Below are 13,220 nucleotides of genomic sequence, written 5' to 3' on the forward strand. Positions count from 1 at the left end.
GAGAGGGCACTTAGCGGTGCACACGACTCCGGCGGGTAGCCGCCCACCTGGGTCACGGGAGCCCTCTCGGTAGCCGCCGAAGAGGGCTCTCTTTGTCCAGCAACAAAAGGGTATACCCTTTAGCCAAGTGCTGCAACTGGCTGTCACGCGACGTCATAACAGCAGGTAGGGGGCTTGGAATCGGGTGGACGCCAACTAGGCAGAGTGAGGCCAAGACGATGACCGGGAGCTTCGAAGGTCGGCCCGCATACCTCCAGATCGCGGACGATCTACGACGACAGATCCTTGACGGCGAGCTGCAAGATGGCGACCAGCTCCCGACCGCGCAAGAGATCATGGACGACTACGGCGTCTCCCGGATCGTGGTTCGCAACGCGATCAACGTGCTTCGCTCCGAGGGCTTGGTTCGCACCCAGCAGGGCAGCGGTACCTACGTCCGGCAGCACAAGCCGCTCAAGAAGCGGGTCATGGGCGACCTGTACGGGAAGCGCCCAACAGCCTCACCCTTCGCCCAAAGCGCTCGGACCGCAGGCAAGCAGGCTGATTGGGAGTACCAATCGCGAGTGACCAAGGCGACCAAGGCCGTAGCGGACCGCCTAGGCATCGAACCCGGCGACGACGTCATGCGCACGCAGTACCGGTTCTTCGTGGACGAGGTGCCGACCATGCTCTCCACGTCCTACGAGCCATTGGCGATCACCAGGGGTACCGACATCGAACAGCCCGAAGCGGGCAAGGTCACCGGCGTAGTGCCAAGGATGGATCACATCGGAGTGCACATCACCCACGTGACCGAGGACGTGTACGCCCGCGCGCCCAGGCCCTTCGAGGCCGACAAGCTTGAGGTGCCTCAAGGCGTTCCCGTCATGGCGATCGAGCGGACGTACTACGCGGACGACAAGCCGGTAGAGACCGCAGACATCATCGTGCCCGCCGATCGCTACGCGCTGTCCTACACGATCCGGGTTCCCGAGGCGTAGCAACAGGTTCGGCCTACTGGTGAGCATTTTCTCTACTGGTTCAAGGCGGCCCCTGCGGGGCCGCTGGCGGGCCGCGCAGCACCACCCCCGCCGCGAGGTCCTTTTCCGGCCCTCTCCAAGCCGCCCCGGCAGCGGGCGTGCGGCCTCCGGCCGGTCCCGCGTCGGGCGGCGGGCCGGGACCGCGCGACGGGCGAGGAGCAGCCCGCCAGCGACCCCACAGCGTCCGCAAATCCAAGAACATGTCCTCGCCGGACGGGCAGGCCAGCAGGATGACCGGAAGCCACGGCAAGCTCGCGAACCAGCGGGGACCGGGTTTCGTGTCATCCCGCCGACCTCCACGAGGGCAACCACACGCGTCAAGGGGGCAGACCCAGCCCAACCATCCCGTGGACGGAAGGTGCCCCCTTGACACGCGCGGTTGGGGCGAGCCAGGTCGGCGGGATGACACGAAGCCCTCATTTAGAGAGCTGAGTCACTTTGCGCATCCTCCATACGGGTGATTTTAAGTCAACTTCTAACAGATCGAGTCTGTGGATAACCCTGTGGATAACTCGAACTACAATCGTGTAACTACTGGTCAACGTCCTGAGGCACGTATGAATCGCACTAGATGAAGTATCCACAGGCTGTGGATGGCACAACATCTTGTGGCGAACACAGGTTCGAAGTGCTTGCGCCCGGACGGGTGGTCCCTCACACTCACATCACGGGGTCGTCACAGGGAGTGGCAGCCAGGAGGCTCATCCAATCCCGATGACGACGTAGGCGACGAAGCCTAAACACAAAGAGACCGACATCACACTCATTGGAAGAGCGGACAGCGGTCTCTTGTGATACCCTGGTGGATAAGCCAAAAGTGGCCAGCATCACACCAGACGCTATTAGTGCGGCTTCAGCAACCATGACTATATAGCGTTCATGCCCCCAGCGACAGGGGGTATGGCCTAGTTCACCCGACAGGCTTGGTGTGTTGCCTAACGAGATAGGTGATACATCAGTTGACACAAATCAAGATCGGCGCACTGTCCTTCTTGGACTACGCCATGAGCACGCCCAAGGGTTGCGTCAAGATCGTCAAGGCGCAGCGCAACATGTACAACGACCCCAGCAACCAGGGGTTCTACGGGTACGAGTCGATCAAGAGCGCGATGCGCCGATCGGTCACGGCGACCGACCCCAGGAGCGTGCTCGATAGGTCGGTCGCGAAGGCGACCGTGCAGATGAGCTCGCACTATGAGGCGATCGCCAGTGGCTTCGACGCTTGGCTCCGCCGGGCGAAGGGCACTGGGATCCCAGCCAAGAGCGAGACGATCTGGACCATCGGCAACCTGACCATCACGCTCAGGCACCTGATCGGCTTGTCCTTGCCGAGGGCACCAAAGGTGATCGTCTTGACCTACGTGAAGGAGCCACCCCTCACGCAGGACTCGGCCGACCTGTTGCTGCGCATCATGGAACACGCCATGCCGACGATCTTGCTCGGCGCAGTTCCGATGGTTGTCGACACGCGGCGGGGTAAGTCGTTCAAGTTGCGCGCCAACACGAACCGTGCCGACTTGGACGCAGTCCTCGCGGCCGAAGCGGCGAAGTACGTCACCCACTGGATGATGGCCGCGTGATGGTGCGCTGATCCATGCGGCGAGGGGCAGGCAACCCAAGTGGTGTCTTGCTTGCTCCTCGCCGCGTGGGCCCGCAATCTCAGATTTCCAGAGCTAACGACTGGTCAGCACGCAGTCAGCGAACCAGCCGGTACGAGGCTCTACGCAAGGGCACGGGACGACACGAACCACGAGGTCAGCGGTACCAGTCAGGACTGACCGACCCAGGGCAACAGCGTTCGGGACGAAGAGGTCGCAGGTTCAAATCCTGTCACCCCGACACTGATCAGGGCCTGTCCAAAGTGGTTTTGGACAGGCCCTGAGTCGTCTGTACAGCAGTGAAGTACAGCAGCTAGCCGGTCAGGCTGTCGTTGAGCTTCAGGAGCGCTGCCCGCGCCACGTCGGTGGAGACCTGGGTGTAGATCTCCATCGTCACGTCCATCTGCGCGTGCCGCAGGATCTTCATAATCCACCCGAGGGTGTACTTCCAGCTCGACACCGCGATGTGGGGCGGTGTTGGCGGGCGGGGGCGTCAGGGTTGCCTTTCAAGTCGACGTGCGACCACGTCAGCGGTCGGGCTCCTCGGTCCGAGGTCCGCCAACCAGGGACATCACGATGTAGGCCCCGATAATCGACTCGTCTGCTTCCGCTCGGAGTAGGACGGCTTCGGCGTAGCGAGCGCCATCCGTCGGCTCTATGGCGGCGGACACAGCGACGGAACACCCCCGCGACGCGGGGAAGACGAACGACGGCCCGCGTCCCGCCACTGTTGCGCGGGAACACCCCCGCGTACGCGGGGAAGACCTCGCGCACGCCGAACTGTCCGGCCACGACGTCGAACGCGTGCTGACCGATGGGAACACCCCCGCGTACGCGGGGAAGACCCCGTCGTCTGGCAGTGCCGACTGCGACTCCCCGGAACACCCCCGCGTACGCGGGGAAGACACGGCAACGGTTTCCGCCTCTCCACAGACAGGAGGAACACCCCCGCGTACGCGGGGAAGACCTGGCCGTAGCCGGTCACGGCCGCGTGCAGGTGGGAACACCCCCGCGTACGCGGGGAAGACGGCACCGAGAGGTTCCTGCGCGCGGCGAAAGTCGGAACACCCCCGCGTACGCGGGGAAGACACTTCGTATGCAGGGACTTTACCTGTTGGTGCACGTGTTTTCATTCGGTGCGCCACAGTCTCGAATATCGCCGGTGGGCCTAGCCCTATGAGGTCATCCGCCGCACGTTCGGCGTGTTCCAGGAACTTGACGTCATGCGCGGCGGTGGGCACGCCCGCGAACAGCTCTCCACCTACCTGACGTCTCAGGTCGTGCCCCCTGCTCCGCAGCAACGAACCCACCACCGAGAACGGACGGGCGCTGTTCGAAGCAGCCGCAGAACAGCTCTACCTGCTCGGCTGGATGGCGTTCGACAACGGGGAACACTCTCTGGCCCAGCGCTACCTGATCCAGTCCTTGCGCATGCCCCAGACCGCCGGCAGCCCCGAGCTGAGCGCGCACGGTCCTGGCTGGGCTGTCCGATCAAGCGACGCTTACCGGCAACCCCGACCACGCCGTCCAACTCGCCAAGGCCGGCCGCGCCGGTCTCGCCCACGGCCACTCCGATGCCTGCCTGGCCGACCTCTGGGCGTTGCAGGGCCAGGCCGAGGCAGCGATGGTTGACGCCAAGGCAGCAGCCCGCAGCGTGCACCGGTCCGAAACCGCGTACGCCGACGTCGACCCCGAAAGGCTTCGAGTTCAAGGGGTCGAACGAGGTGCGGTCCACGTTCGACCCTTCGCCGTTGACCGTACTGGGGCGGGTTCGCGCGGGCGGTGGGGTTATTCGCCGGTTTTCCTTGCCGCCAGCACGATCTCTGTGTCGCACGGTACTTCTTTGCCCGCTTCGACGTTCTGCGCGGTCGTCGTCCAGTTCCGGTCCACTACCAGGAGGCGGCCCTGGCCTGTGGCGTCTTCTTCTTTCAGGCGGTAGAGGCCGGCGGCTTGCATGGTGTCCTGCGCCGTCTGGTGGACCAGACCGACCACGTTCGGGACCGTGCACGTCTTCGCGCCCGACGAGTCCGGGGGTGGCGTGGTGGCGGGCGGGGTGTCGGCGGGCGGGGTGGTGGCCGGGGCGGTGGCCGCTGGTGGGGGTTGGGTGACCGTTTCGGTGACGGTCGGGGGTGGGGTTGGGGTGCAGGCGGCTAGGAGGGTGAGCGTCAGGGCTGCGGCTAAGCGGGTGGGGCTCATGTGGGCACCTTTCGGGTCTTAGGACAGGTTCAGGAGCTTGGTAGCAGGCGGGTCAGGTGCGTGTGGCCCTCGGGTCTCAACGGTGCCGGGGGCCTGGGGTGCCGGGAGTCTGACCGGGTGCGCCGGGGTACCGGGGTTCATGTGGGTCAGCGTCCCCCTCCCAGTCTTGATGATGGCTACCTCGTGGGCACGTCGACGGAGCCGGGATCGTCTGCGCGTACGTGACGTCGCGCTTGCCCGCTTCGCTCCCTCACGCGCTCTCGGATGGAGTAGATCGATTACTGCGTGCGGTTATCTACTCGCGGTGGACTAGGTCGCACGATGGAGTGAACTTTGACCCGAGTAGCCGATTCCTGACGTAGCGTGGTGGAGTGTGCGAGCACTCGTCACTTTCTGTTACACCAAACGAGTGAGTATTGCTGATTCAACTCACGGAACGTAACGAGGGTCGGGACCGGCGCGAAGACGAGACAAGGCCTCGGTCACGAACGCTTCAGCGCTAGGGAGAGCCGAACATGAGCATCGTCTCCGCGATCAAACCCACCTCCGACAACTGGGTCCACCTCGTCGCCTGGGGCATGGTCGTCGCGGGCCTGGCCGGCGTGATGGTCGTGCTCGCCTCGCCCACGGCGGGCGTCGTGACCGGTCTCGTGCTGGCCATCGCGGGCCTCGCCGTGAACGCCCTCACGAAGGCCTCGCGCAAGATGGACCAGATCTTCGCCGAAGAACTCGATTAGCCAACGTCCGCGTATGACCGCGTATGACCGCGTACGAATCGCATGAACCGCGCACGGCGACCTCCGCACCGCCGCGCACCACACACCGCACCGCACCGCACGACGTCCGCAGCGTCGTGCCGGCACGGGGAGTTCCGACACGATCGGCCCCGGCACGATCGGGGGCATGGCAGACGACACGACCAGGGCCGAGCTCCTCCGGATCTACGGCACGGGCGACCTGGCGAACCACCCGGCCTTCTCCGGCGGCTTCATCAACTTCGGCTACTGGGCGGGCATCCCGCTCGACGGCGGGCTGACCACCGAGCAGCGCACCGCCTCCCAGGAGGCCCTGTACGACGTCGTCCTGGACGCCCTGGCCATCACCCCGCACGACCGCGTGCTGGAGGTCGGCTGCGGACGAGGCCGGGGCGCTCGGCGAATCCTCCTGCGCGACCCGCGCGGCCTCGACGGCATCGACCTGGTGCCCGAGCAGGTCGCCCGCGCCCGTGCGACGGCTCCGGCGGGGGTCACCTTCACGGTCGGCTCGGCGTCGCGGATGCCGTTCCCCGACCGCACGTTCGACCGGCTGCTGTCCGTCGAAGCCGCCCAGCACTTCGACGACCTCACCGCTTTCACGCGGGAGAGCGCCCGGGTGCTCGCGCCCGGTGGACGCTTCGCCGTCGCCTCGTTCTTCGCCTGCCACGACGGCGCGGCCCCACGGCTCGCCGAGCTCCTCCACACCTTCGCCAACGGTCTCGACCTGCCCCACCCGATCGACCTGTTCACCGCGGACCTGCGCGCCGCCGGCTTGGTCGACGTCCGCGCGGACAGCATCGGCGAGCACGTCTGGGCGGGTCTGGACCGGTGGTTGGAGCTCGGCGACACCCCGGACCGCTGGGACCGCCGGTGGCGCACCGCCGCCGACCTCGGCCTGCTGGACTACTACCTGGTCACCGCGCGCCAGCCGGCAGGATCGGAGGGGTGACGACGCACCCGACCGCCGATATCCCCGACCCGCTCTTCGACGACGCCGGAGCCGAGGCCCGCTGGCGGGACCGGTTCACCGCGCCGCGGGTCAGCCTGCCCGGCTGGGCGGACGACGCCCCGGACCGCAACCTCTACCTGTCGAACTCCAGCGGTGTCTGGGAGATCTACGCCTGGGACCGGGGCGCGGACACCCACCGCAAGGTCACCGACCGCCCGAACGGCACGTCGCACGGCGCGCTCAGCCCGGACGGCGAGACCATCTGGTGGTTCGCCGACAGCGACGGCGACGAGTTCGGCGTGTGGGTCAGCGAGCCGTTCCGCCCCGGCGCGGACGCGAAGCCCGCGGTCGAGGGCGTGCCGGCCGGTTACCCGGCGGGTCTGGAGATCGGGCACGGGCTGGTCGCCATCGGCACCTCCACCGACGACGGCACCACGGTCTACGTGTCGCGGGACGGCGGCCCGGCCGAGGTGGTCTACGCGCACGAGAACGACGGCGGGATCGCGGCGCTGTCCAAGGACGAGTCGCTGCTCGCGCTCGCGCACTCCGAGCACGGCGACAACCGGCACACCGCGCTGCGCGTGGTCACGCCGACCGGCGAGGCGGTCGGCGAGAAGTGGGACGGCCCCGGCAAGGGCCTGGACGCCATCGCCTTCAGCCCGGTGCCCGGCGACAACCGGCTGCTCGTGCTGCACGAGCGCCGGGGTCGCGAGGAGCTGCTGATCTGGGACGTCGCGGCGGACACCGAGACGGAGATCGCGATCGACCTGCCCGGCGAGATCAGCGCCGACTGGTACGAGGACGCCCGCTCGCTGCTGGTCGTGCACACGTTCCAGGCGCGCAACACGTTGCACCGCTACGACCTGGAGACCGGCGCGCTGTCCGCTCTGGACACCCCGCACGGGACGGTCGGCTCGGCGTCGGCGCGCCCGGACGGCGCGGTCGAGTTCTCCTGGTCGTCGGGCGCGCGGCCGGGCGTGGTGCGGGTGCTGGACGTGGACGGCGACGAGCGCGTGCTGCTCGAACCGCAGGGGCACCGGGCGGCTCCGTCCGTGGAGCTCCAGGACGTGTTCGTCGGTGACGTGCACGCGCTGGTCGCCCGGCCCGAGGGTGCGCCGGACGGCCCGCTGCCGACGGTGTTCAGCCTGCACGGCGGCCCGCACTCGGCGGACGAGGACCGGTTCTCGGCCTACCGCGCGGTGTGGCTGGACGCCGGGTACGCCGTGGTGCACGTCAACTACCGGGGCTCCACCGGCTACGGCTCGGCGTGGCGGGACGCGATCGAGGGCCGGCCGGGCCTGACCGAGCTGGAGGACGTGGCCGCCGTGCACGACTGGGCCGTGTCGTCCGGTTTCGCGGACCCGGCGAAGTGCGTGGTCAACGGCGCGTCGTGGGGCGGGTACCTGGCCCTGCTGGCGCTGGGCACGCAGCCGGAGCGCTGGGCGGCGGGCGTCGCGGGCGTGCCGGTGGCCGACTACCTGGCGGCGTACGAGGACGAGATGGAGCCGCTGCGCGCGTTCGACCGGGCGCTGTTCGGCGGTTCGCCCGAGGAGGTGCCGGACCGGTACCGCGAGTGCTCGCCGCTGACCTACGTGGACGCGGTGCGCGCGCCGGTGCTGGTGCTGGCGGGCGAGAACGACCCGCGCTGCCCGATCCGGCAGATCGACAACTACCTGGACCGGCTGGCGGCGCGCGGGGCGGCGTACGAGGTGTACCGGTACGACGCCGGGCACGGGTCGCTGGTCGTGGCGGAGACGATCCGGCAGACGGCGGCCGAGGTCGCGTTCGTCCGGAAGTTCCTCTGAGCCACCGGCGCGGACGGGCCCGCGGACCCGGGTGACCGGGTCCGCGGGCTGCCGACGGGGTGTGCGGGCGGGTCAGGCCTGCTGGGCCTGCCACATCCAGTGGGCCTGTTCGAGCTGCTTGGTGATCTCGATCAGCAGGTCCTGGCTGACCAGGTCGGACTTGTCGGTCTCGTCGATCCGGGAGCGCATGCGCTCGACCAGCTTGGCCAGGGCGGTCACGACGGCCGCGATGACGTCGTCCTCCTTGAGCCAGTTGTCCGGGATCTGCGGCACACCCGACGACTCGGCCACGGTCTTCGCCTTGCCGTTCGGCGAGATGCCGAGCGCGGACGCCCGTTCGGCGACCTCGTCGGTGTAGGTGCGCGCCGTGGTGACCAGTTCGTCGAGCTGGAGGTGGACGCTGCGGAAGTTCTTGCCGACCACGTTCCAGTGCGCCTGCTTCGCGACCAGCGACAGGTCGATCAGGTCGACCAGGGTGGCCTGGAGCACCGCCGCGACGGCCTTCTTGTCCGACTCGGACAGCGGACTGGTGATCGGGGACTTGGCCATGGTGCTAGCGCCTCCTTCACACGGTGGCGGTGAGAGCCACCTCGATGTTGCCGCGCGTGGCGTTGGAGTACGGGCAGATCCGGTGGGCCCGCGCGACCAGGTCGTCGGCCACCGGCTGCTCCACCCCGGGCAGGTGCGCGTGCAGGGCCACGGTGAGCTGGTAGCCGCCCCCGCCGTCCGGGCCGATGCCGACCCTCGCGGTGACCTCGGTCGCGGGCGTCGGCACCTTCACCTGGCGGGCGGCGACCTTCAGCGCGCTGTGGAAGCACGCCGCGTACCCGGCCGCGAACAACTGCTCGGGATTCGTCCGGTCACCGCCGGGACCGCCCAGCTCGGTGGGCGTGGTCAGCCGCAGGTCGAGCACGCCGTCCGCCGAGCGGACCTCGCCGTCGCGGCCGTCGCCGACCGCGGTCGCCTCCGCCGTGTAGAGCACCTGCATCACGTTCTCCTTCGAGCTGGTGGCTCGGAGTTCCTCTTTCCCCTCGACACCCGGTTCGCACCGGACCGCTCCGCGTGGGGCGGCAGCTCACGCCGGTCAAGGCTTACCCGTCCAGTAGAGCCGTCAACCGGCTTGTGACATGGCGAACGTGGCGACCTGTCGCCCGATCGTGCGCAAAGTGTCCGCGACCGTGGGATCGGAGCAGCCCCCTTCGAGGTCGAACTCGACCTCGCCGGAGTTGATCGCCGAGCCGAGCGGGGTGGGCCAGCCGCGCAGCGCGTGCACGATGGAGCGCAGCGCGGTCAGCGTGGTGACCGACGCCTGCCAGCCGCGCGCGGTGGCCACGCAGCCGACCGCGCGGCCGTCCAGGTAGACCCGGGAGTCCCCGCGCAGGTCCTCGACGTAGTCCAGGGCGTTCTTGACCAGGCCGGACACCGTGCCGTGGTAGCCGGGCGAGACGAGCACCACGCCGTCCGCCGCGCGCAGCGCCTCGACCAGGCGGCGGGCGTTGTCCGGGCGGTCGGCGACGGCCGGGTCGTAGAACGGCAGCACCAGCTCCGGGCCGCTCACCTCGATGACCTCCGCGCCCGCGTCCGCCGCACCGGAGAGCGCGATCCGCAGCGCGCGTTCGGACTGCGAATTCGGGCGCAGCGATCCGCCGATGCCCACCACCGTGACCGTCATGCCCCCGATCCTGCCACCTCGACCTAGCTGGAGGTCCACACCCTGGCAGCGGGTCCTACTCGCGGGTAACCTGCGTCTCATGTCGAAGCTCGCCGAGTCGTTGCCCCCCGGTTTCCTGGCCGGTGCCCTGCGATTCGCGTTCGGCCTGCCCCGGCCGCTGCGCAGGCTGATCACCGGCCCGCCGATCACGTTGGACGGCCAGCGCCTGCACCCCGAAGCCCACCTGCTGCTGCGGCTCCAGCAGCTCAGCGGCGAGGACTGGCGGACCACTTCGCCCGCCGCCACCCGGGCGGCGCTGACCCGGAGCAACGCCCTGGTGTCCGGACCGGCGGTCGAGGGCGTCGCGGTCCGCGCGGTGACCATGGACGGCGTCGGCGGCCGTTTCTACACCCCGCACGGCCTGCCCGGTGGCTCGCCGCTGCTCGTCTTCTACCACGGCGGCGGCTGGGTCAGCGGTGACCTGGACAGCCACGACAACCTGTGCCGGTTCCTGGCCGTCGAGGCGGGCGTGCGGGTGCTGTCGGCGGACTACCGGCTCGCCCCCGAGCACCCCTTCCCGGCCGCGACCGACGACGCCCGCACGGCGTTCGAGTGGGCCGCGGCGAACGCCGCCGAACTGCGCGTCGACCCGACCCGGATCGCGATCGGCGGGGACAGCGCGGGCGGGAACCTGGCGGCCGTGACGGCGCTGCACGCCGGCGCGGTGAAACCGGTGTTCCTGCTGCTGTTCTACCCGGCGGTGGACGCGACCGCGCGACGCCGGTCGCGGGAGGTCTTCGGCAACGGGTTCTTCCTGACCGACGCCAAGATGGACTGGTTCCTGAACCACTACGCGCCGTCCCGCTCGGCGCACGCCGACCCCAGGCTGTCGGTGCTGCTGGCCGAGGACCTGAGCGGGCTGCCGCCGACCTACCTGGCCACCGCCGGGTTCGACCCGTTGCGCGACGAGGGCGAGGAGTTCGCGGAGAAGCTCGCGGCGCAGGGGGTCCCGGTGGTGCTGCGGCGGTACGAGGGGCTGTTCCACGGCTACGCGAACATCCTCGGCGTGGGCGGCGTGTTCCGGGAGGCGGTCGCGGAAGCGGTCGGGGCGTTGCGCACCGGACTGGCCCTGGCCAACGCGCGCAAGGGCGTGGCCGAGACGGCGTGAGGGTCCGGCCGGCCCCGGCGCGGGTTCGCCCCGGGGCCGGGCGGGCGGACAGCACGGCGGGCGGACAGCGCGGCGGGGAGGAGCCGGAGCCCCTCCCCGCCGTGACGACCGATCCGGTCGGTAGTGCCTACTTGCCGAAGGCGGCGGCGATCTTGTCGCCGATCTCCTTGTCGACGCTGCGCCAGTACGCGAAGACGCGCTCCAGCACCGGGGCGGACACGCCGTTGCCCGCGTGGTTGATCACGGTCTGCACCAGGCGCTCGCGCTGGGCCTCGTCCATGACCTCGCGGACCAGGGTGCCGGCCTGGCCGAAGTCGTCGTCCTCGGCGTGCAGCGTGTACGCCGAGCGCACGACGCCGTCCTCCACGCCGTACGCGGACACCGTCTCGCCGGCCGTGGCGGCGCTCGCGTGCGGGCCGCCGTACGAGTTCGGGGCGTACACCGGGTCGGACGCGTTGGAGTACCGCATCGCGCCGTCCTTGGAGTACGAGTTGACCGGGGACTTCGGCCGGTTCACCGGGAGCTGGGCGTAGTTCGCGCCGATCCGGTACCGGTGGGCGTCCGGGTAGGCGAAGATGCGGCCGATCAGCATCTTGTCCGGGGACGTGCCGATGCCGGGCACCAGGTTGGTGGGCTCGAACGCGGCCTGCTCGATCTCCGCGAAGTAGTCCGCCGGGTTCCGGTCCAGGACCAGCTTGCCGACGGTGATCAGCGGGTAGTCCCCGTGCGGCCAGACCTTGGTCAGGTCGAACGGGTTGAAGCGGTAGTCCTTGGCGTCCTCGTACGGCATGACCTGGACCTTGAGCGTCCACGACGGGAACTCGCCGCGCTCGATGGCGTGCCACAGGTCGGCGCGGTGCGCGTCGGCGTCCTCGCCGGCGATCCGGGCGGCCTCGTCGGAGGTCAGGGTCTCGATGCCCTGGTCGGACTTGAAGTGGTACTTCACCCAGAACTTCTCGCCGGCCGCGTTCTCCCACAGGTACGTGTGCGAGCCGTAGCCGTTCTGGTGCCGCCACGTCTTCGGGATGCCCCGGTCGCCCATCAGCCACGTCACCTGGTGCGCGGTCTGCGGCTGCAACGTCCAGAAGTCCCACTGCATGTCGTGGTCGCGGCGGCCGGTGTCGGCGCGGCGCTTCTGGGAGCGGATGAAGTCCGGGAACTTGATCGGGTCGCGCAGGAAGAACACCGGCGTGTTGTTGCCGACGAGGTCGTAGTTGCCCTCGCTGGTGTAGAACTTCAGCGCGAAGCCGCGCGGGTCGCGCCACGTGTCGGGCGAGCCCAGCTCGCCGGCGACGGTCGAGAAGCGCAGCAGCGTCTCGGTCTTCACGCCCGGCTGGAACAGCGCGGCCTTGGTGAAGCGGCTGACGTCCTCGGTGGTCTCGAAGTGGCCGAACGCACCGCCGCCCTTGGCGTGCACGACCCGCTCGGGCACGCGCTCGCGGTTGAACTGGGCGTTCTTCTCGATCAGGTAGTGGTCCTGGAGCAGGATCGGGCCGTTCGCGCCCAGCGTCAGGGAGTGGTCGTCGCTGGCGACCGGGATGCCCGCGTTGTTGGTCGTGTGACGCACTTCGGTCACGCTTGTAGCTCCTTCTTCGGATGCGGCGGTCAGGTGGTCGGACGACAGTCCGGGCACGTACCCCAGAACAGGACCTCTGCCTCGTCCACGGCGAAGCCGACCGTGTCCGAGGGCTCCAGGCAGGGCGCGGCACCGTGGACGCAGTCGACGTCCTCGGTCCGCCCGCAGTGCCGGCACACGAGGTGGTGGTGGTTGTCACCGATCCGCGTCTCGTACCGGGCCGGGTGCCCGGCGGGCTCGATGCGGCGCAGCAGGCCGGTTCGCGCGCACACGTTGAGCACGTCGTAGACGGCCTGCGTGGACACGGCCCCCAACCTGGCCCGCACGCCTTCCGCAACCTGGTCGGCGGTCGCGTGCGGGTGCTCGGCGAGCCAGCCCAGGACCGCGATCCGGGGCGCGGTGATGCGCAGTCCGGCGTCCTTGAGCAGCTCACGTGGTCCTGGGGTCATAGCTCCACCACCTCATCACGTTTTCTGGAATCAGTCAAGAAAACGAAGGGTTAA

General features: G+C 69.0%; 12 protein-coding genes and 1 CRISPR repeat array. Of the genes, 6 read left to right on the top strand and 6 right to left on the bottom strand.

Going from position 1 to position 13,220, the window contains the following annotated elements:
• Window positions 1-218 precede the first annotated feature (218 nt).
• Window positions 219-980 (top strand): GntR family transcriptional regulator, encoded by a 762-nt coding sequence (locus AB0G01_RS02825; protein WP_360938971.1) that lies wholly within the window; start codon window positions 219-221, stop codon window positions 978-980.
• A 1,043-nt stretch (window positions 981-2,023) separates the two neighbouring features.
• Window positions 2,024-2,599: a hypothetical protein gene (locus AB0G01_RS02830; protein WP_360938973.1), complete on the top strand. Its 576-nt coding sequence runs from the start codon at window positions 2,024-2,026 to the stop codon at window positions 2,597-2,599.
• Window positions 2,600-3,293: 694 nt separating this feature from the next.
• A CRISPR array of direct repeats spans window positions 3,294-3,706; the repeat unit is 28 nt; unit sequence GGAACACCCCCGCGTACGCGGGGAAGAC.
• A 699-nt stretch (window positions 3,707-4,405) separates the two neighbouring features.
• Here the strand turns inward: AB0G01_RS02830 and AB0G01_RS02835 are convergent.
• Entirely contained in the window at window positions 4,406-4,609 is a 204-nt protein-coding gene (locus tag AB0G01_RS02835) for a hypothetical protein (RefSeq protein WP_360938975.1), read from the bottom strand.
• Window positions 4,610-5,328: 719 nt separating this feature from the next.
• On the opposite strand from AB0G01_RS02835, the gene AB0G01_RS02840 reads away from it, so the two are divergent.
• The 3 genes from AB0G01_RS02840 to AB0G01_RS02850 all read left to right on the top strand — a co-directional run bounded on the left by AB0G01_RS02840 (window position 5,329) and on the right by AB0G01_RS02850 (window position 8,322).
• Window positions 5,329-5,550: a hypothetical protein gene (locus AB0G01_RS02840; RefSeq protein ID WP_360938977.1), complete on the top strand. Its 222-nt coding sequence runs from the start codon at window positions 5,329-5,331 to the stop codon at window positions 5,548-5,550.
• 166 nt (window positions 5,551-5,716) lie between these two features.
• Window positions 5,717-6,517, top strand: a complete 801-nt coding sequence (locus AB0G01_RS02845) for a methyltransferase domain-containing protein (protein WP_360938979.1) — start codon at window positions 5,717-5,719, stop codon at window positions 6,515-6,517.
• Window positions 6,514-8,322 (top strand): prolyl oligopeptidase family serine peptidase, encoded by a 1,809-nt coding sequence (locus AB0G01_RS02850; protein ID WP_360938981.1) that lies wholly within the window; start codon window positions 6,514-6,516, stop codon window positions 8,320-8,322. The genes AB0G01_RS02845 and AB0G01_RS02850 overlap by 4 nt, the downstream gene beginning before the upstream one ends.
• A gap of 72 nt (window positions 8,323-8,394) precedes the next feature.
• Here AB0G01_RS02850 and AB0G01_RS02855 read toward each other — a convergent pair whose 3' ends face one another.
• From AB0G01_RS02855 to AB0G01_RS02865, 3 genes are all read right to left on the bottom strand, one after another.
• Window positions 8,395-8,871, bottom strand: coding sequence for a DNA starvation/stationary phase protection protein (locus AB0G01_RS02855; protein WP_360938983.1), 477 nt, complete (start codon window positions 8,869-8,871; stop codon window positions 8,395-8,397).
• Window positions 8,872-8,887: 16 nt separating this feature from the next.
• The gene (locus AB0G01_RS02860; RefSeq protein WP_360938985.1) at window positions 8,888-9,310 is read right to left on the bottom strand and encodes an organic hydroperoxide resistance protein; all 423 of its coding nucleotides are present in this window, start codon (window positions 9,308-9,310) and stop codon (window positions 8,888-8,890) included.
• Between the two features lie 123 nt (window positions 9,311-9,433).
• A complete protein-coding gene (locus AB0G01_RS02865; RefSeq protein WP_360938987.1) occupies window positions 9,434-9,994 on the bottom strand; it encodes an NAD(P)H-dependent oxidoreductase in 561 nt (186 codons plus the stop codon).
• Window positions 9,995-10,073: 79 nt separating this feature from the next.
• On the opposite strand from AB0G01_RS02865, the gene AB0G01_RS02870 reads away from it, so the two are divergent.
• On the top strand, window positions 10,074-11,141 hold the full coding sequence (locus AB0G01_RS02870; RefSeq protein ID WP_360938989.1) for an alpha/beta hydrolase: 1,068 nt from the start codon (window positions 10,074-10,076) through the stop codon (window positions 11,139-11,141).
• Window positions 11,142-11,268: 127 nt separating this feature from the next.
• Here the strand turns inward: AB0G01_RS02870 and AB0G01_RS02875 are convergent, their stop codons facing one another.
• A complete protein-coding gene (locus AB0G01_RS02875) occupies window positions 11,269-12,717 on the bottom strand; it encodes a catalase (protein WP_360938991.1) in 1,449 nt (482 codons plus the stop codon).
• 29 nt (window positions 12,718-12,746) lie between these two features.
• On the bottom strand, window positions 12,747-13,166 hold the full coding sequence (locus tag AB0G01_RS02880; protein ID WP_360938993.1) for a Fur family transcriptional regulator: 420 nt from the start codon (window positions 13,164-13,166) through the stop codon (window positions 12,747-12,749).
• Window positions 13,167-13,220: the final 54 nt, after the last annotated feature.

This window comes from Actinosynnema sp. NPDC023587 (genome assembly GCF_040640215.1).
Lineage (GTDB): Bacteria > Actinomycetota > Actinomycetes > Mycobacteriales > Pseudonocardiaceae > Actinosynnema.

Excerpts from the sequence above, each read along its gene's own strand:
- AB0G01_RS02830 (WP_360938973.1), top strand. The coding sequence starts at position 2,024 with ATGAGCACGCCCAAGGGTTGCGTCAAGATCGTCAAGGCGCAGCGCAAC.
- AB0G01_RS02865 (WP_360938987.1), bottom strand. The coding sequence starts at position 9,994 with ATGACGGTCACGGTGGTGGGCATCGGCGGATCGCTGCGCCCGAATTCG.
- AB0G01_RS02880 (WP_360938993.1), bottom strand. The coding sequence starts at position 13,166 with ATGACCCCAGGACCACGTGAGCTGCTCAAGGACGCCGGACTGCGCATC.
- AB0G01_RS02860 (WP_360938985.1), bottom strand. The coding sequence starts at position 9,310 with ATGCAGGTGCTCTACACGGCGGAGGCGACCGCGGTCGGCGACGGCCGC.
- AB0G01_RS02825 (WP_360938971.1), top strand. The coding sequence starts at position 219 with ATGACCGGGAGCTTCGAAGGTCGGCCCGCATACCTCCAGATCGCGGAC.
- AB0G01_RS02870 (WP_360938989.1), top strand. The coding sequence starts at position 10,074 with ATGTCGAAGCTCGCCGAGTCGTTGCCCCCCGGTTTCCTGGCCGGTGCC.
- AB0G01_RS02855 (WP_360938983.1), bottom strand. The coding sequence starts at position 8,871 with ATGGCCAAGTCCCCGATCACCAGTCCGCTGTCCGAGTCGGACAAGAAG.
- AB0G01_RS02840 (WP_360938977.1), top strand. The coding sequence starts at position 5,329 with ATGAGCATCGTCTCCGCGATCAAACCCACCTCCGACAACTGGGTCCAC.
- AB0G01_RS02845 (WP_360938979.1), top strand. The coding sequence starts at position 5,717 with ATGGCAGACGACACGACCAGGGCCGAGCTCCTCCGGATCTACGGCACG.